The sequence below is a fragment of the Plantactinospora sp. BC1 genome (assembly GCF_003030345.1).
GTDB lineage: Bacteria > Actinomycetota > Actinomycetes > Mycobacteriales > Micromonosporaceae > Plantactinospora.
Genome location: NZ_CP028158.1, coordinates 5388138 through 5405865, shown reverse-complemented (window position 1 = coordinate 5405865; position 17728 = coordinate 5388138). Strand labels below are relative to the sequence as shown.

Sequence of the window (17728 nt, the reverse complement as noted above, 5' to 3'; positions counted from 1 at the left end):
GGAGGCGCAGTGCGGATCGGCATCGTGTGTCCGTACTCCTTCGACGTCCCCGGCGGCGTGCAGAACCACGTACTCGACCTCGCCGAGGCGCTGATCGGGCTCGGGCACGAGGTGAGCGTGCTGGCGCCGGCGGACGAGGACTCGCCGCTGCCGCCGTACGTGGTGTCGGCCGGCCGGTCGGTGCCGCTGCCGTACAACGGCTCGGTCGCCCGGATCACCTTCGGGCCGGTCTCCACCGCCCGGGTCCGGCGCTGGCTGGCCCGGGGCAACTTCGACGTGCTGCACGTGCACGAGCCGTTCACGCTCAGCCTCTCGCTGCTCGCCGTGCTCTCCGCCCGGGGGCCGGTGGTCGCCACCTTCCACACCGCGATGACCCGGTCCCGGGCGCTCGCCGCCGCGCAGGGGGTGTTGCAGTTCGCCGTGGAGCGGATCACCGCCCGGATCGCGGTGAGCGCGCTGGCCCGCAAGGTCCAGGTCGAGCATCTCGGCGGCGGGGCGGTGGAGATCCCCAACGGGGTGGCGGTGGCGAAGTTCGCCGACGCCGAACCGCTGCCCGGCTGGCCCGGCCGGTGCGGCCAGGGCGAGGGCGGCACGCTCGGCTTCCTCGGCCGGTTCACCGAGCCCCGCAAGGGTTTCGGGGTGCTCCGGGAGGCGTTCGTCGGGCTCGCCGCGGCACGTCCGGGGCTGCGGCTGCTGGTCGCCGGCCCGGGTGACGAGGCCGAGCTGCACGAGGGCGTACCGGAGGAGTTGCGGGACCGGATCACCTTCCTCGGCCGGGTCTCGGAACCGGACAAGGCGCGCATGCTGCGCAGCGTGCACCTCTACGTCGCGCCGAACACCGGGGGCGAGTCCTTCGGCATGATCCTGACCGAGGCGATGGCCGCCGGGGCGACGGTGGTGGCGAGCGATCTGGACGCCTTCCGTCGGGTGTTGGACGGGGGCCGGGCCGGGGAACTCTTTCCCACCGGGGACTCGGCGGCGCTGCGGCGTACCCTGGCCGGCCTGCTCGACGACCCGGTGCGCCGCGCCGAACTGTCGGCCTGTGCCCGGGAGGTGGTCGAGACCTTCGACTGGCCGACGGTGGCCCGCCGGGTCCTGGAGGTGTACGCCACCGCGATCGAGGCAACCGACGGTCGGGTGCTGGACCAGGAGTGGATCGGGCCGGCCTGAGCCGGATCGTCCCGACCGGCACGGTTTCGCCGTCGCCGGGGCCGGTAGGCGGGATCGTCCCCCGGGGGTGCCGGTGACGTGCCAGGAGACGGAAGTGGGGGCCGCACTACGATGCCGGGCATGTGGTGGGTGGTGGGCGGCGTCGCGGCGGTCGTCCTGGTGACGGCGTACCTGATCTGGATCGCGGCCCGGGTCGACCGGATGCACGCGCGGGTACGCTCGGCGACCCGCGCGCTCGACGCGCACCTGCTGCGCCGGGCGGCGGCCGCCGCGGTGCTGGCCGAGGAGCGCTACGCGGTGGAGCTGTACGCGGCGTCCCGGATCGCGCTGGACGCCGAGGGCGACGAGCGGGAGGCCGCCGAGAACGACCTGACCCGGCAGCTTCGGTCCAGTCCGCTGGACCCGGAGGATCCGACCGCGGCGGCGGTGATCGGCGCCAGCCGGCGGCTCGCGCTGGCCCGTCAGGTGCACACCGACCTGGTACGCGACGCGCTCTCGCTGCGGCGCCGCCGTCTCGTACGCCTGTTCCGGATGTCCCGCAAGCACGAGCAGCCGCGCTATTTCGACATCGACGACCCGACCGTGAGCAGCCGTCCGGAGCTGTCGGTCGGCTGACCGGCAACCGCGCCCGCCGGGCGTGAGCCCGGCCACAGTGCAGGCCACCCGGGGTCTGATTGGCTGTCGGTCCGGCGTTGCACCCCGCGTAGCATCGAGTGCGATTCCACCCCCGAAAACACTTCCGAGGAGCGAAAACGCCGTGTCCGAATCCACCGCCCAGTCCGGTTCCGACCAGTCGACCTCGGCCGGGGGGCAGACCGTCAGCGCCGCCGGAGTGGTCGGCACCGCGCGGGTCAAGCGGGGTATGGCCGAGATGCTCAAGGGTGGCGTGATCATGGACGTGGTCACCCCCGAGCAGGCGAAGATCGCCGAGGACGCCGGTGCGGTCGCGGTGATGGCGCTGGAGCGGGTACCGGCCGACATCCGGGCCCAGGGCGGTGTCTCCCGGATGAGCGACCCGGACATGATCGACGGCATCATCAACGCCGTCTCGATCCCAGTGATGGCCAAGGCCCGGATCGGGCACTTCGTCGAGGCCCAGGTGCTCCAGGCGCTGGGCGTGGACTACGTCGACGAGTCCGAGGTGCTGACCCCGGCCGACTACGCCAACCACATCGACAAGTGGGCCTTCACCGTGCCCTTCGTCTGCGGCGCCACCAACCTGGGCGAGGCGCTGCGTCGGATCACCGAGGGGGCGGCGATGATCCGCTCCAAGGGCGAGGCCGGTACCGGTGACGTCTCGAACGCCACCACGCACATGCGGAAGATCCGTGACGAGATCCGCCGCCTCGGCTCGCTGCCCACCGACGAGCTGTACGTGGCCGCCAAGGAGTTGCAGGCGCCGTACGAGCTGGTCCGGGAGGTGGCCGAGACCGGGAAGCTGCCGGTGGTGCTCTTCACCGCGGGCGGCATCGCCACCCCGGCCGACGCGGCGATGATGATGCAGCTCGGCGCGGAGGGGGTCTTCGTCGGCTCCGGGATCTTCAAGTCCGGCAACCCGGCCCAGCGAGCGGCCGCGATCGTCAAGGCCACCACCTTCTACGACGACCCGGACGTGCTGGCCAAGGTGTCGCGCGGGCTCGGCGAGGCGATGGTCGGGATCAACGTGGACGACATTCCGGTCCCGCACCGGCTGGCCGACCGCGGCTGGTGAGGTGACGTGAGCGCACCCGTGATCGGGGTGCTCGCGGTGCAGGGTGACGTCCGCGAGCATCTCGCCGCCCTGACCAGTGCGGGCGCGCAGGCCCGTCCGGTACGCCGGCCGGCGGAACTGGACGCGGTCGACGGCCTGGTCATCCCCGGCGGGGAGTCCACCACGATCAGCAAACTGGTCGACATCTTCGAGCTGCGCGAACCGGTCGACAAGCGGATCGCCGAGGGGATGCCGGTCTACGGCTCCTGCGCCGGGATGATCATGCTGGCTGCCGAGGTGCTCGACGGCCGGCCGGACCAGCGCGGCTTCGACGGCATCGCGATGACGGTCCGGCGCAACGCCTTCGGCCGGCAGGTCGACTCGTTCGAGGCGCCGGTGGAGATCTCCGGCATCGACGGTGGACCGCTGCACGCGGTCTTCATCCGGGCGCCCTGGGTCGAGCGGGTCGGCGCCGGTGTCGAGGTGCTGGGCACCGTCACCGGCAGCGTACCGGGCACCGTCACCGGCAGCCCTGCCGCCGGCCGGATCGTGGCGGTACGGCAGGGCAACCTGCTGGCCACCTCGTTCCACCCGGAACTCACCGGCGACGCACGGCTGCACCGCTACTTCGTCGACCTGGTCGGCAGCGCGACCTGAGCGGACCGGTGTCCGCGGCAGCCTCAGCCGGCCACCGAGCGCAGCTGACCCGGACGCCGGCCCAGCAGGCGGTCCAGGGCCTCCGCGCTGGCGGCGTCGGCGGGCAGCTGTACCACCAACCGCTGCTGGTCGTCGGTGAGTGCCAACGTCTCGTACCCGAGCCGCACCGGCCCGACCTCCGGATGCCGCAACCAGCGCACGCCGCTGGAGCTGGCGCTGACCGGACGGCGCCGCCACCGCGAGGTGAACGGCGTCCCCACCGTACGGCCGAGGCGCTCGGCGAACTCGTCGGTAGCCGGGTCGCCCTGGCGAAGCCGGTGCAACTCGGCGACCTGTTGGTCGGCCAACTCCGCCCAGTCGGGGAAGTGCTCCCGGGCGCGTTCGTCGGCGAAGACGTACCACACCAGGTTGGGTCGGTCGCCGTCGAGCAGCCCGAGCGGACGGGACAGCCGGTCGAACAGATCGTTCCAGGCAAGCAATTCGCCGATCCGGTTCACCAGGTACGCCGGCCGGTCCCGTAGCGCGTCCAGGAGCAGCCGAGCCTCCGGGCGGACGGTGCGCGACACCGACGGGCGACGTCCCGCGCACAGCTGTCGGTGGTGGTTGACCGCTGCGAGCTGCCGCAGGTGTTGCCGGTCGTCCTCGTCGAGCCGGAGCGCGTCTGCCAGCGCGGCGAGGATCTCCGGCGAGGGTCGGGTGTCGCGGCCCTGTTCGAGCCGGGTCAGGTATTCCACGCTGACCTGCGCGAGCGTCGCGAGTTCGGCCCGGCGCAGCCCCGGCGCGCGGCGTCGGATCCCGGCCGGCAGTCCCACCTGTTCGGGCCGCAACGCCTCGCGCCGGCTGCGGAGGAACGCGCCCAGTTCTCCGTCCATCACCGGTCCAGTCTGCCGCTGTCGGAGGTCGGAAGGGTATCCCTGCCAGGGCTACCCTCGCGCCGGTCTCCCGGCGGTGCGGGATCGCCGATGGGATCGAGTCATGGACAGTACGGAACGCAGAGCACTCTCGGACAGTACGGAGCGGACCGGACCTCGCGTCATCGGCGTGGTCGTGGGAAGCAGCCGGCCGGGCCGTCGAGGACCGGCGGTGGCCCGGTGGGTGGCCGAGGTGGCGGCCGGGCACCCGGCGGTACGGGCCGACGTGGCGGCCGTCGAACTGATCGATCTCGCGGAGCAGCGGCTGCCGCTGCTCGACGAGCCGGTGCCGGCCAGGTTCGGCGACTACCGGAACGATCACACCCGCCGCTGGTCGGCGGTGGTGGCCGGGTGCGACGCCTTCGTCTTCGTCACGCCCGAGTACAACCATTCGATTCCCGCCGTGCTGAAGAACGGCATCGACTATCTGGATGCGGAGTGGCGGGGCAAGCCCGCCGGCCTGCTCAGCTACGGCGTGAGTGGCGGCGGGCAGGCGGCCGGGCATTTGCGGGACATCCTCACCGAGGTGGGGATGGTGGTCGTGCCGACCCACGTCGGGTTGGGCCTCTTCGCCGACTTCGACTGGTCCGGCGAGGACCCGTCCGATCCAACCGCCGCGGGGCGGATCGCGCCGGGCGAGGATCGGGCGGTGGCGGTCACGGCGCTGCTCACCGAACTCCTCGACCCGCTCCGGGCCCCGGTCGCGACGTCGTGAGCAGATAGACGCTCCGTTTGTTATGTGGTGATCTGTACGATTTCGTGGCTGCCGGTGTGCGGCGGGTGACGGCCGCCCGCCGCGCGTCGGTAGGATTGTCGAGATTCGGCAGGGCCATCTGGCCGCCACGGCTTCCAGCGGAGTTGACCGGCACCACCGTGTGCGTCGGGTGCGGAGCGAGGCGTGCGCGGTGCGGTCGAAGCAGGCGGCGGCTAGCAACGGAGGTAACAGATGTCCGGCCACTCAAAGTGGGCGACGACGAAGCACAAGAAGGCGGTCATCGACGCCAAGCGCGGCAAGATGTTCGCCAAGCTGATCAAGAACGTCGAGGTCGCCGCGCGCACCGGTGGTGGTGACCCGGCCGGCAACCCGACCCTCTTCGACGCCATCCAGAAGGCGAAGAAGAACTCGGTCCCGAACGACAACATCGACCGCGCCGTCAAGCGCGGCTCCGGCCTGGAGGCCGGCGGCGCCGACTGGCAGACGGTGATGTACGAGGGGTACGGCCCCGGCGGCGTCGCGCTGCTGATCGAGTGCCTGACCGACAACCGCAACCGCGCCGCGACCGAGGTACGCACCGCGCTGACCCGCAACGGCGGTTCGCTGGCGGACGCCGGCTCGGTGTCGTACATGTTCTCCCGCAAGGGCGTCGTGATCGTGCCGAAGGCGGGGCTCTCCGAGGACGACGTGCTGCTCGCCGTACTCGACGCCGGGGCCGAGGAGGTCAACGACCTGGACGAGGCGTTCGAGGTGGTCTCCGAGCCCGGTGACCTGATCGCGGTGCGGACCGCGTTGCAAGACGCCGGCATTGACTACGAGTCGGCCGAGTCGTCCCTGGTGCCCAGCGTCACCGTCCCGCTGGACGAGGAGGGCGCCCGCAAGGTCTTCAAGCTGATCGACGCGCTGGAGGACTCCGACGACGTGCAGAACGTCTACGGCAACTTCGACGTCTCCGACGAGGTCATGGCGGCGGTCGGCTGAGCCGGCGGCGCAGGTGACCCTCGTCGGGGTGGTACGCGAGTTCGACGCCGACCGGGGCTGGGGAGTGCTCGACGCGGCCGAGACCCCGGGCGGCTGCTGGGTGCACTTCTCCGCCATCGCTGCCCCCGGTTACCGTGCTCTGACGGCGGGGCAGCGGGTCTTCTTCCGGGCCGAGGCGCCCGGGCAGGACGGTTACCCGTACCGGGCCACGAAGGTCTGGAGCGACGGACCGGTGGAGCCGCCGGACCGGGTGCCGGACGGGGACGCGTCGAGGGCGTACCGCAGCACGCTGACGATCGTCTACGACGACGACCGTTGCTGGAGCTGACGCTGCTCACTCCGAAATTCGTCCGACTCGCGTGAGGTGGGCCGTAACGGGTAATGGTCGCGCGCACGCCGATGGCCACAGCGACTTGGAGTGAGCGATGCGCATACGACACGACCCGGCCGATGACCTCGCCTCGGTAGCCTCCCTCGTCCTGCGCTCCGCACTGGCGACGAACATCTTGTGGATCGGCATGCTCAAGTTCACGCAGTACGAGGTCGAGAACAACGAACCCCTGCTCACGTCGAGTCCGCTGTTCTCGCGGTTCCGCAAAACGCTGGGCGCACAGAAGCTCAACCGACTCATCGGGATCACGGAGATCACCCTCGGCAGCCTGATAGCCGCGAAGCCACTTGCGCCCAGAGCATCGGCGATCGGTAGCGCCGGAGCGGTCGGGATGTTCCTCACCACGCTCAGTTTCCTGGCCACAACGGCCGAGGCTCGGCAAGAAGGGCAGGGGGCGTTGAGCCTTTCTCAGCTAGGCCAATTCCTGTTGAAGGACACCGTGCTCCTCGGTGCCGCGCTCCTGACTACTGCCGACTCACTGCGCGCCGCCCGCCTTCGATAACCCTCTGCACGGAGAAGCGCACCGGATGATGGACGCCTCAACGGCTACGCGGCAGCGCTCATCACGATTTCGCCGTTGAGGCCGGACGGATAGAAGCCGCCAGAGGTCACTGCGTCGGGGTTCAGGTAGACGATGTTCAGGACCGACTGGGCTGTGCGGCCGTAGGCGATGCCGTCGGCATCCGTAGGGATGAAGTTCGCCTCGGTGCTGGCGCCGATCCCCTGGTCGTCATCAACCGGACCGTCGAGACTGTTGCGCGCGTCGGAGAGCTTCTGCACGCCCGTGAACACCGCGTCGTTGATCATTCCCTCGTTGTAGAGTGCAAAACGAACGATTCCGGCATGGTATGCCTCCGTGGCGAGCATGCCTGCGGCGGCGTCAAGATAGGTCTTGTTGGACAGCAGCGGCGCCGCTCCTTTGAACGCGGAGACACCGACATCCTCGAACAGGAACGCGGCAAACAGGAAATTAAGGTCGTTGGCGTATGGATCGAAGACCTCGCCGGACTTGATGAGCCCGGCCGCCGTGGCTGCGGCGGTGAAACTCGTATCGAGAGAAATCGCGGGGCGCGAGACGGCGTTTTCGCCGAGGGCGGACCGGAGGAACGCCACATGCTGCTGCTCGTCCGACGCGATCTCATGAGCGAGCTTCCGCACCACCGAATTGCTGAAGCTGACGGCTCCCCCGCCCGTGACCTCACCACGAGTGCCCGTGCCGGTCGTCATTTCGTCGGGAAGGCCCTCGCCGGTCGTGGCGCGAAGGTAGAACTCGGCTTCGAGGTACTCGAGATTGAGTGCGAAGTTCAGGATTGTCGCGTCGCTCGGGCCGGACCCATCCTGCGACTGGGCGGCAACGTCCCCCTGGCCGACCATTGACGAAAGCTTCCGCTGGTCATCGTCGGACTCCGAACTGCGCGACACCGCGTCCTTAATGAACTTCTTGACCATGAAATCTAATCCTCTCGATCGCGCGGCAAGCACTCGGCACTGGCGAAGAGACCAGGCATTGCACCCGCATCATCCGAAGCTCACGCTAGTGCATCGGCCTCATCAACCGCCCGGTTTCCGGAGGACGGTTGAGGGCGACAAGACAACGACCATCGCGAGATCGGTAGCCACGGGACGTAGCTCACCAAGCGTGACTCGGGCAAACAATAAGTTGCCGGCGTGTACGGAATCGCAGACTAGGGCCCAGAACGAAATCTGAAGGAGAAATGCCGCTTTCTGCAGGAGACCGCACACCGGGGGCAGGTCCGCGAATTGCTCACCTACCCGCGCCTCCGACCTTTGGGGACGTAGAGCAGAGGGTCTGTGGATCTGACGGTGTTCCGGCCTGACCCGCCCAGGATGATCGGGGTAGGGCCGTCGGACCGGTCCTTCAGCGACTGGCTCGACCGCGCCAGCCCGACGGCAGCGGCAGCCATGTGGTCGAGCGAGCATGATGCGCGATCGGATGAATCGCCGAAAATGGTACGAACTGGTGGGGACGGCTTGACGTCCAGGATCGATCAGGCCGGGCCGCGTGATCCCGGAGCGTCCGGCCGGTCCAGGCGTGCCGGACTCTCCGGGATCATGACGGTCCCCGCCGGTGTCGGCGTGGGTTCCAGTGGTTGTTCAGTGTCTGTCCAGTGGTGGTGCGCAGGCTTGCCTTCGGACGATCGAAGGGGGCCGGTGGTGCGGACGTCTCGCCCGGAGGGGCTGGGTGCGGTGATGGTGGCGGCCGGCCTGGCCATGGCCGGCACGCTGGTCGCCGGCCCGACCGCCTCCGTCGCCGCAAAGGTGGATCAGGCGGCCCGGGGACTGGATCAGATGGTGAAGCCGCCGTCGACGTTGATCGTCGTCCCGGTGACGTACGAGCTGTCGGCGCTGGCCACCCAGGCGACCATCGCCGCGATCTCGGCCGGTACGGCGTACCGAGCGACGGCGGTGAAGCCGCGGATGGTCTCCGCCATCGGGCTGTCGGCCGGGTTCGAGTCGGTGTCGGTCGGGCCGGGGTTCACCAGGTTCACGGTGATGCCCCGGGGACCGAGGTCCCGGCCGAGCCCCTTGGTCAGCCCGGTCAACGCGGTCTTGCTCATCGAATAGAGCGCGAAGCCCGGAAACGCCGCCCGTTCGGCCATGTTGCTGCCGATCGAGATGATCCGTCCACCCTCGACCATGTGTCGGGCCGCCGCCTGGGCGGCGACGAACGGGGCCCGGACGTTCACCGCCACGGTCCGCTCGAACTCCGCGAGCCCCAACTCCTCCATCGGCCCGACCAGGAACGCCCCGGCGTTGTTGACCAGTACGTCGAGTCGGCCGAACTCACCGGCCGCCCGGTCAACCGCCGAGACGACGGCCGCCGGATCGGCACTGTCGGCCTGGATCGCCAGCCCGCGCCGGCCGATCGCCTTGATCCGGTCCAGTACCGCATCGGCCGCCTCGACGTCCTGCTGGTAGGTCAGCGCCACGTCGGCACCATCCTCGGCCAGCCGGACCGCCACCGCCGCGCCGATGCCCCGGCTGCCTCCGGTGACGAACGCGACCTTTCCCTCTAGAACACGGCTTTCCGCCGCAATAACCTCGCTCATGCCCACAATCCTGATCAACGGGCGGGCCGTCGTCTGGCGGTGATCGGACGCCTCGTTCGAGCCCCGGCACGCCTCGTCCGAGGGCACCGCGCGCCTCGTTTCAGGGCACCGCGCGCCTCGAACGAGAGCCGGCGTGCTGCGTCCGAGAGCCGGCACGCGGTCGTCCGAGGGCACGGCCCGCCTCGTCCGCCGCGAGCCGCCCGGGCGGGGGTGAGCCGGCTCACATTACGATACGGAACGGTTCCGTTTCGGTTTCCGGCTGACTATCGTCAGTGCGGTCAAGAAACTTCCCCGCCGCCGAATCGGGCGAAGCGGGGTCTCGGGGGGACAAAACACCGCATGGAGTTAACCGAAAACACCGGGCACCCGAGGCGCTGGGCCATTCTCGGCGTGCTCGTGGTCAGCCTGCTGGTGATCGTGCTGGACAACACGGTCCTGAACGTCGCACTGCGTACCCTGGCCGACCCGGTGCACGGCCTCGGCGCCAGCCAGGGCGAACTGGAATGGTCGATCAACTCGTACACGCTGGTCTTCGCCGGGCTGCTCTTCACCTTCGGCGTGCTCGGCGACCGGTACGGGCGCAAGTGGTTCCTGCTGGTCGGGCTCGCCCTCTTCGGCCTGGCCTCGCTGCTGTCGGCGTACGCGCAGAGCCCCGGTCAACTGATCGGCGCCCGCGCGCTGATGGGCTTCGGGGCCGCCGCCGTGATGCCGGTGACCCTGTCGATCATCTCCAACGTCTTCGACCCCCGGGAGCGCGGTCGCGCCATCGGGGTCTGGGCCGGCGCGATCGGCCTCGGTGTGGCGATCGGCCCGGTGCTGGGCGGTCTGCTGCTGGAGAACTACTGGTGGGGCTCGGTCTTCCTGATCAACGTGCCGGTGGTGCTGATCGGGCTGGTCGCGGTCGCGCTGCTGGTGCCGGACTCGCGGGACCCGAAGCCGGGCCGGATCGACGTGATCGGCGTACTGCTCTCGGTGGTCGGTCTGGTCGCGCTCTCGTACGGGATCATCGACGGTGGCGAGCACGGCTTCGGTCGGCCGCTCATCTGGGCGTCGATCGTCGGCGGGCTGGCCGTACTGGCCGCCTTCGTGGCCTGGGAGCGCCGGGTCGAGTTCCCGTCGCTGGACGTACGGCTGTTCCGGGTACCCCGCTTCGCCGCTCCGGTCGCGGTGATCGGCCTGGTCTTCTTCGCCGCCATGGGCGTGATGTTCTTCAGCGCCTTCTACCTCCAGCTCGTCCGCGGCTACAGCCCGCTGGAGACCGGCCTGCTGATGCTGCCGTTCGCCGTCGCCCAGCTGGTCTTCGCACCGCGCAGCGCCACCATGGTCAAGCGGTACGGCGGTCGGGCCGTCGCGGTGACCGGGCTGGCGTTGACCTCGGCGGCGCTGGTGGCGTTCGCCTTCGCCACCGCGACCACGCCGATCTGGATCATCGGGCTGATCTTCTTCGTCCAGGGCGTCGGGATGGCCAACATCATGCCGCCGGCGACCGAGTCGATCATGTCAGCGCTGCCCCGGGAGAAGGCCGGGGTGGGTTCGGCGGTCAGCAACACCGTCCGCCAGGTGGCCGGCGCGCTCGGCGTCGCGGTACTCGGCTCGGTGCTCTCCGGGGTCTACCGGGACCAGATCGAGCCGGCGGCCCGCGCGCTGCCGGCACCGGTCCGGGACGCCGCGTCCGAGTCGGTCTCCGGGGCGTACGCGGTCGCGGAGCGGCTCGGCGGCCCGGCCGGCTCGGCGGTGACCAGCGCCGCCAACGACGCCTTCGTCTCCGCCATGCACTGGGCGAGCGGGATCTCGGCGGTGGTCGCCGCCCTCGGCATCGTGGTGGTGCTCCGCTGGCTGCCCGGCCGCAACGCCGAGGAGCAGCTGCTGCCGCCGGAGCCGGTGGGTGATCCCGAACTGGTCGCCGCCTGAGCGACAGGGGACAATGGTTAACGTGACCGAAACGATGGATGCTCCGCGGGCGCCAGGACGCCCGCGGAGCATCCGCGCGGACGAGGCGATCCTGGAGGCCGCCCTCGACCTGCTCGCCGAGGGCAGCAGCATCGAGACGCTCTCGATCGAGGCGATCGCCACCCGGGCCGGCGTGGGCAAGGCGACCATCTACCGACGCTGGTCCGGCAAGGAGGCGTTGCTCCAGGACGCCCTGCGCCGGCTGAAGCCGCCACCGCCGCCACCGCCCGGGCGGTCCGTACGCGAAGACCTGATCGCGCTGGTCGGCAACACCGGGCACAACCCGGACCCCAGGATGCGGCAGATCATGCCCTGCCTGATGCCCGCGATCAGCCGCAGCCCCGAGCAGTACCGGCTCTACCAGGAGCTGGTCGAGCCCCGGCGGCGGATGATCCGCGAGGTGCTGCGCCGGGGAATCGACCTCGGCGAGCTGCGGGCGGACCTCGACGTCGAGCTGACGCTTTCGCTGCTCACGGCCCCGCTGCTGATGCAGCGGTTGCTCCGCGCCCAGCCCAACCTGGACGAGCGGGACCTGCCGGCCCGGGTCGTCGACGCGGTGATCGCCGGCATCGCCGCCCGCTGACCTGCCGGCATCCCCGCCCGCTGACCGGTCGCGGCGCCGTGCCGCGGCGATGCGCTCAGCGCAGGCCGGGTGAACGCAAGCAGAGCAGGCATGCGCACAGGGCAGGCCGGGCCAACGCGCTCAGTTGCAGGCACGCCCTCAGGGCAGGCCGGGTGAACGCGATCAGAGCAGGCATGCGCTCAGGGCAGCTCGGTGCCGCCGACACCCGCCCCGCTCTGGCCGGCCGCGGCGCGCAGCCGGTGCAGCCGGAGTGCGAGCTGCACCTCCAGCGCCCGCTCCGGCTTCTGCCACTGCGGCCCGAGCAGTTGCCCCACCCGGTCCAGCCGCTGGGTCACCGTGTTGACGTGCACGTGCAGCAGCTCGGCGGCCCGGGCCAGGCTGCCGCCGACCCCGAAGTACGCCTCCAGGGTCTTCACCAGCGCGGTGCCCCGGCGGGCGTCGTAGTCGACCACCGGGCCGACGGTGTCGACCAGGAACCGGGCCACCTCCCGGTCGCCGCCGGACCCGACCGCGCCGAGCAGCAGCCCGACGAAACCGAGTTCGGCGCTGCTGGCACCCTCGCCGGCCCGACCGAGCGCACGCAGCGCGGTGAGGCAGCGGTCCGCCTCCCGGGCCGCCCCGGCCAGCGACGCCGGGCCGGTCGCCGGCCCGCCCGCTCCGGCGGTGACCGGCCGGCCCAGTGCCCGGGACAGGTCCCGGACCACGGTCCGGGCCGCCGAACCGGCGTCGCCGCCCGGCAGCATCAGCACCGCCCGGCCGTCCCGGGCCGCCGCCAGCCCACCCTGCGCCGAGGCGTACGTGCTGGCCCAGGAGGTGACCCGCTGCCGTACCGAGGTACTCCCGACCATCGCGTCGTCGCCGACCGCCACGAGTACGTGCGGGGCGTCCAGGTCCACGCCGAGCCGGCGGGCCCGGCCGCGCAGCGCGGCGGCGTCGAGTACCGGCCGGGCGATCAGGTCGTCGAGCAGTTCGCCCCGGACCCGCCCCTCCGCCTCGGCGACGCTCTGCCGGAAGAGCAGCAGCAGCGCGGTGACCAGCGCCGCCCGCTCCAGGATCCGCTGGTCGGCGTCGACCAGCTCTTCCTCGGGGCGGGAGACCAGGGCGCCGAGGTTCTCGGTACCGGCGACCACGGCGGCGTACCAGAGGTCGCCCCGGCGCACGCTGCGCCCCTCGGTACGCGACGCCACCACCGCCTCGTCCAGCGCCGCCCGCTCCGGCTCGTCGATCTCGCCGACCCGGGCCAGTGTCCGCCCCTCGGCGTCGAGCGCCAGCAGCGCACCGCCGAGCACCTCGGTCACCGCCGCCGCCACGTCCTCCACCCCGCCGCCGCGCAGCACCAGCGAGGTCATCCGGTCGTGCGCGGCGGCGGCCCGCTCCACCGACGCGCTGTGCGCCTGGATCGTCGAGTTGGCCGCCGAGAGTTCCGCCAGCGCGGCCCGGGTCTCGGCGAGCAGCCGCGCCGTGTCGATCGCGACCGCCGCGTGCGCGGCCAGCGAGAGCAGCAGCGACACCTCCTCCCGGGCGAACGGCCGGGCCGACCGGTTGGCGGCGTAGAGGACCCCGATCACCCGGGAGCCGAGCCGCAGCGGCACCCCGAGGATGGCGACCAGCCCCTCCTCGCCGACCCCGGCGTCGATCTCGCCGGTGTGGTGGAACCTCGCGTCCTCCGGATAGTTCGCGGTCGCGTACGGGCTGCCGGTCTGCGCCACCAGGCCGCCGAGTCCGGCCCCCATCGGCAGCCGCAGTCCCTGGAACCGGGCCGAGATCGAACCGTCGGTGACCCGCATGTACGTGTCGCCCAGGTCGTCGTCGACCAGCGTCATGTACGCCACGTCGGTGCCGAGCAGGTGCCGGGCCCGGTGCACGATCGCCCGCAGTACGTCGTCGGAGTCGCGCAGCCCGGCGAGGTCGCTGGCGGTGTCGTACAGGCCGGAGAGTTCCGCCTCGCGGCGCCGCCGCCGTTCCAGCAGGGCGCGTACCCGCAGCGCCACCACCTTGGCCGCCTCCAGCTCGGCGAGCCGGTCGGCTGGTACCCCGGCCGCCCGGGCAGCCACCAGCGGCCCCTCGAACTCGACCGGAGCGGCCTCCCGGGCCAGCAGCTCCAGGAACTCGATCGGCGTGGACACGGGGTCCATTCTGCGGGAGGCGCCCACTCAGTTCGCCGTCCAGCCCCCGTCGAGGGGGATCGAGGCGCCGGTGAGGAAGGAGGCGGCCGGGGTGCAGAGGTAGGCGACGAGTTCGGCGACCTCCTCCGGCTCGATCAGTCGTTTGATCGCCGCCCGGGCCAGCATGATCTGCTCGATCACCTCGGTCTCGGCGATGCCGTGTGCGTTCGCCTGCGCGGTGATCTGTCCCTCGACCAGCGGCGTGCGCACGTACGCCGGATTCACGCAGTTGGCCGTCACCCCGTGCGCCGCCCCCTCCAGGGCGACCACCTTCGACAGCCCCTCCAGGGCGTGCTTGGCCGAGACGTACGCCGACTTGAACGCCGAGGCGCGCAGCCCGTGTACCGAGGAGATGTTGACGATGCGGCCCCAGTTGCCGGCGTACATGTGCGGCAGCGCCCGCCGGACGATCAGGAACGGGGCGGTCACCATCACCCGGTGCAGGTGGTCGAAGCGGTCCGGCGGAAACTCGTGCAGCGGCGCCACGTGTTGCAGCCCGGCATTGTTGACCACGATGTCCAGCTCGGGGTCGATCCGGTCGGTGGCGTGCGGATCGGCGAGGTCCAGCCCGAGCGCCCGACCGCCGATCTCGGCGGCGACCGCCTCGGCCCGGTCGGCGTCCCGGTCCAGCACGGTGACGGTCGCGCCGGCCTCGGCCAGCCGTGCCGCGCAGGCCCGCCCGATCCCGCTGGCACCGCCGGTGACCAGGGCGGTCCGCCCGGACAGGTCGAGCCGGACGACCGGCGGGGCGGCCCGGCCGGCCCGGGGCGGGTCGTCGGCCGAGGCCGGGGATCCGACCTGCTGGCGCCGCCGTCGCGCGGCCTGGTCGTCCCGACCGGGTTCTACCGTCATGGCCGAAAAAGCTACGAGCCAACCGGGCGGCGGCACATGGGCGTCGGCCACATACTCCGGCACCGGCCTATGTGGCGACCTTCGGCGGGCCCGCCGGCCCGGCTCTGATGATCGGGTACGGGCGTGTCGGCGTTTCCGGCTCCGGCGCAGGCCAGTAGGGTGTCGAACACACGTACGTGCTGCGGCACGGGGAGGGGGCGGCGTGCGGGTGCTGGGCGTCGACCCGGGGTTGACCCGGTGCGGGGTCGGCGTGGTCGAGGGGGTGCCCGGCCGGCCGTGCACCCTGGTGGCCTACTACGTCGTCTACACCGACCCGGGTGACGAGCTGCCGCTGCGGCTGCTGCACCTGGACACCGAGCTGACCCGGCTGGTCGCCGAGCACCAGCCGCAGAGTGTCGCGGTGGAGCGGGTCTTCAGCCAGCACAACGTCCGGACGGTGATGGGGACCGCGCAGGCCAGCGCGGTGGCGGTGCTGGCCGGGGCCCGGGCCGGGCTGCCGGTGCAGACGTACACCCCGAGCGAGGTCAAGGCGGCGGTCACCGGTTCCGGCCAGGCGGACAAGGCGCAGATGATGTCGATGGTGACCCGGCTGCTGCGGCTGGCCGAGCCGCCCCGGCCGGCCGACGCCGCCGACGCGCTGGCGCTGGCGATCTGCCACATCTGGCGCGGCGGCACCCGGTCCCGGATCGCGGCGGCGGCCGACGCGGTCCGGCAGCGGGCGGCGACGTCGGCCGCGTCCCGGGCCGGCGCCCGATCGGGTACGCCCCGGCGGGCCGCCCGGCCGGGTCCGGAACGACAGGGAGGTACAGGATGATCGCGAGTGTCCGGGGCGTGGTCGCCGGGCTGTCCCCGGACGGCGCGGTGATCGAGGTCGGCGGGGTGGGGCTGGCGGTGCAGTGCGCGCCCGGCACCCTGGCCGGGCTGCGGGTCGGCTCGCCGGCCCGGCTCGCCACCAGCCTGGTGGTCCGGGAGGACTCGCTGACCCTCTACGGCTTCGCCGACGACGACGAGAAGCACCTCTTCGAACTGCTCCAGACCGCCAGCGGGGTCGGCCCCCGGCTCGCCCAGGCCGTCCTCGCCGTGCACGCGCCCGACGTGGTGCGCAAGGCGATCGCGAACGCCGACACCGGCACCCTGACCCGGGTGCCGGGGATCGGCAAGAAGGGCGCCGAGCGGCTGGTGCTGGAGTTGCGGGACCGGATCGGCCCGGTGCCGGTCGGCCCGGACGGCGCGGCCGGGGTCACCGCCGGTGCCTGGCCGGAGCAGGTGCGCCAGGCGCTGGTCGGGCTCGGCTGGACGGCGTCCCAGGCGGACCAGGCGGTGGCGGCGGTGGCCGAGACCGTCGACGGTGAGGTCCCGCCGGTGCCGGTGCTGCTGAAGCAGGCGATCCGACTGCTGGGCAGGACCCGGTGACCGATCCCGAGGGGCTCGTCTCGGCGTACGCGGACGACGCCGAGCGGGACGCGGAGGTCACCGTACGCCCGAAGCGGCTCGCCGACTTCATCGCCCAGCACCGGGTACGCGACCAGCTCGACCTGCTGCTGCGCGGCGCCATGGGCCGGGGCACCCCGCCGGACCACATCCTGCTCTCCGGCCCGCCCGGCCTGGGGAAGACGACCCTGGCGAACATCGTCGCCGCCGAGCTGGGTGCCGGGATCCGGGTGACCAGCGGCCCGGCGATCGAGCGCTCCGGTGACCTGGCGGCGATCCTGACCAGCCTCGCCGAGGGCGACGTGCTCTTCATCGACGAGATCCACCGGATCGCCAAGCCGGCCGAGGAGCTGCTCTACAGCGCGATGGAGGACTTCCGGGTCGACGTGGTGGTCGGCAAGGGGCCGGGGGCCACCGCGATCCCGCTGGACGTCGAGCCGTTCACCCTGGTCGGCGCGACCACCCGGTCCGGGTTGTTGACCGGTCCGATGCGGGACCGGTTCGGTTTCGTCGCGCATCTCGACTTCTACTCCCCGGACGAGCTGGACGTGCTGCTCCAGCGCTCGGCGCGGATCCTGGGGGTGCCGATCACCTCCGACGGTTCGGCGGAGATCGCCGGCCGGTCCCGGGGTACGCCCCGGATCGCCAACCGGCTGCTCCGCCGGGTACGCGACTTCGCCGAGGTCCGGGCCGACGGGACGGTGACCCTGGAGACCGCCCGGGCCGCGCTGCGGGTCTACGACGTGGACGAGCTGGGGTTGGACCGGCTGGACCGGGCGGTGCTGACCGCGTTGGTGGACTCGTTCCGGGGCGGTCCGGTGGGGTTGTCGACCCTGGCGGTGGCGGTGGGGGAGCAGCCGGACACCGTGGAGGAGGTCTGCGAGCCGTTCCTGGTCCGGGCCGGTCTGCTGGCCCGGACGCCCCGGGGGCGGGTGGCGACCGAGGCCGCTTGGCGACACTTGGGGCGTACTCCGCCAAATGGTACATTCGGCGTGAGTGGGCCCGGAGGGCCCGACCTCTTCTCCGCGGGGTCCCAGGAGGTGTGATCCGTTCGTGATCTGTGCCGCATTCGGTGTTCTCAGGTGCAGGGACTAGACTCGCCGCGGTTTGTACAGGACGTGAGTTCCTGCCTCCGCTCCGGCATACCCGTGCCGTGACGAG

At 71.7% G+C, this 17728-nt stretch carries 18 protein-coding genes; 13 read left to right on the top strand and 5 right to left on the bottom strand.

The window, feature by feature from the left end; all coding sequences use genetic code 11:
- Positions 1-9 precede the first annotated feature (9 nt).
- The 4 genes from C6361_RS23590 (at position 10) to pdxT (ending at position 3517) form a co-directional block, all read left to right on the top strand.
- On the top strand, positions 10-1170 hold the full coding sequence (locus tag C6361_RS23590; RefSeq protein WP_107269040.1) for a glycosyltransferase family 4 protein: 1161 nt from the start codon (positions 10-12) through the stop codon (positions 1168-1170).
- Between the two features lie 111 nt (positions 1171-1281).
- Entirely contained in the window at positions 1282-1785 is a 504-nt protein-coding gene (locus tag C6361_RS23585) for a hypothetical protein (RefSeq protein ID WP_107269039.1), read from the top strand.
- Between the two features lie 217 nt (positions 1786-2002).
- Positions 2003-2881, top strand: coding sequence for a pyridoxal 5'-phosphate synthase lyase subunit PdxS (gene pdxS / locus C6361_RS23580; RefSeq protein ID WP_107264456.1), 879 nt, complete (start codon positions 2003-2005; stop codon positions 2879-2881).
- Between the two features lie 6 nt (positions 2882-2887).
- The gene (pdxT, locus tag C6361_RS23575) at positions 2888-3517 is read left to right on the top strand and encodes a pyridoxal 5'-phosphate synthase glutaminase subunit PdxT (RefSeq protein ID WP_107269038.1); all 630 of its coding nucleotides are present in this window, start codon (positions 2888-2890) and stop codon (positions 3515-3517) included.
- A gap of 23 nt (positions 3518-3540) precedes the next feature.
- Here the strand turns inward: pdxT and C6361_RS23570 are convergent, their stop codons facing one another.
- On the bottom strand, positions 3541-4389 hold the full coding sequence (locus C6361_RS23570; protein ID WP_234359651.1) for a helix-turn-helix transcriptional regulator: 849 nt from the start codon (positions 4387-4389) through the stop codon (positions 3541-3543).
- Between the two features lie 103 nt (positions 4390-4492).
- On the opposite strand from C6361_RS23570, the gene C6361_RS23565 reads away from it, so the two are divergent.
- The 4 genes from C6361_RS23565 (at position 4493) to C6361_RS23550 (ending at position 7017) form a co-directional block, all read left to right on the top strand.
- Positions 4493-5143 carry an NADPH-dependent FMN reductase gene (locus tag C6361_RS23565; protein ID WP_107269036.1) on the top strand — a complete coding sequence of 217 codons (651 nt, stop codon included), beginning with the start codon at positions 4493-4495 and terminating at the stop codon, positions 5141-5143.
- A gap of 231 nt (positions 5144-5374) precedes the next feature.
- Positions 5375-6124, top strand: coding sequence for a YebC/PmpR family DNA-binding transcriptional regulator (locus C6361_RS23560; RefSeq protein WP_107262874.1), 750 nt, complete (start codon positions 5375-5377; stop codon positions 6122-6124).
- A gap of 13 nt (positions 6125-6137) precedes the next feature.
- The gene (locus C6361_RS23555) at positions 6138-6452 is read left to right on the top strand and encodes a cold-shock protein (protein WP_107269035.1); all 315 of its coding nucleotides are present in this window, start codon (positions 6138-6140) and stop codon (positions 6450-6452) included.
- Positions 6453-6549: 97 nt separating this feature from the next.
- Entirely contained in the window at positions 6550-7017 is a 468-nt protein-coding gene (locus tag C6361_RS23550; protein ID WP_107262872.1) for a YkgB family protein, read from the top strand.
- Positions 7018-7061: 44 nt separating this feature from the next.
- On the opposite strand, the gene C6361_RS23545 is transcribed toward C6361_RS23550, so the two are convergent.
- Both C6361_RS23545 and C6361_RS23540 read right to left on the bottom strand, forming a co-directional pair.
- A complete protein-coding gene (locus tag C6361_RS23545; RefSeq protein WP_107262871.1) occupies positions 7062-7964 on the bottom strand; it encodes a ferritin-like domain-containing protein in 903 nt (300 codons plus the stop codon).
- An 857-nt stretch (positions 7965-8821) separates the two neighbouring features.
- Positions 8822-9586: an SDR family NAD(P)-dependent oxidoreductase gene (locus tag C6361_RS23540; protein WP_107269034.1), complete on the bottom strand. Its 765-nt coding sequence runs from the start codon at positions 9584-9586 to the stop codon at positions 8822-8824.
- Positions 9587-9925: 339 nt separating this feature from the next.
- Here C6361_RS23540 and C6361_RS23535 point away from each other — a divergent pair, with 339 nt between their 5' ends.
- Both C6361_RS23535 and C6361_RS23530 read left to right on the top strand, forming a co-directional pair.
- Positions 9926-11497, top strand: coding sequence for an MFS transporter (locus tag C6361_RS23535; RefSeq protein ID WP_107269033.1), 1572 nt, complete (start codon positions 9926-9928; stop codon positions 11495-11497).
- 13 nt (positions 11498-11510) lie between these two features.
- Positions 11511-12119 (top strand): TetR/AcrR family transcriptional regulator, encoded by a 609-nt coding sequence (locus C6361_RS23530; RefSeq protein WP_107269032.1) that lies wholly within the window; start codon positions 11511-11513, stop codon positions 12117-12119.
- A gap of 179 nt (positions 12120-12298) precedes the next feature.
- On the opposite strand, the gene C6361_RS23525 is transcribed toward C6361_RS23530, so the two are convergent.
- Positions 12299-14254 carry a helix-turn-helix domain-containing protein gene (locus tag C6361_RS23525; RefSeq protein ID WP_107269031.1) on the bottom strand — a complete coding sequence of 652 codons (1956 nt, stop codon included), beginning with the start codon at positions 14252-14254 and terminating at the stop codon, positions 12299-12301.
- A gap of 18 nt (positions 14255-14272) precedes the next feature.
- Positions 14273-15136: a 3-hydroxybutyrate dehydrogenase gene (locus C6361_RS23520; RefSeq protein ID WP_107269030.1), complete on the bottom strand. Its 864-nt coding sequence runs from the start codon at positions 15134-15136 to the stop codon at positions 14273-14275.
- A gap of 202 nt (positions 15137-15338) precedes the next feature.
- Between C6361_RS23520 and ruvC the strand changes: the two genes are divergently transcribed.
- The 3 genes from ruvC to ruvB are packed head-to-tail and all read left to right on the top strand — an operon-like array spanning position 15339 to position 17613.
- A complete protein-coding gene (gene ruvC / locus C6361_RS23515) occupies positions 15339-15950 on the top strand; it encodes a crossover junction endodeoxyribonuclease RuvC (protein ID WP_107262865.1) in 612 nt (203 codons plus the stop codon).
- Positions 15947-16549, top strand: a complete 603-nt coding sequence (gene ruvA, locus C6361_RS23510; protein ID WP_107262864.1) for a Holliday junction branch migration protein RuvA — start codon at positions 15947-15949, stop codon at positions 16547-16549. Before ruvC ends, ruvA begins: the two co-directional genes overlap by 4 nt.
- A complete protein-coding gene (gene ruvB / locus C6361_RS23505; RefSeq protein WP_107262863.1) occupies positions 16546-17613 on the top strand; it encodes a Holliday junction branch migration DNA helicase RuvB in 1068 nt (355 codons plus the stop codon). Before ruvA ends, ruvB begins: the two co-directional genes overlap by 4 nt.
- Positions 17614-17728: the final 115 nt, after the last annotated feature.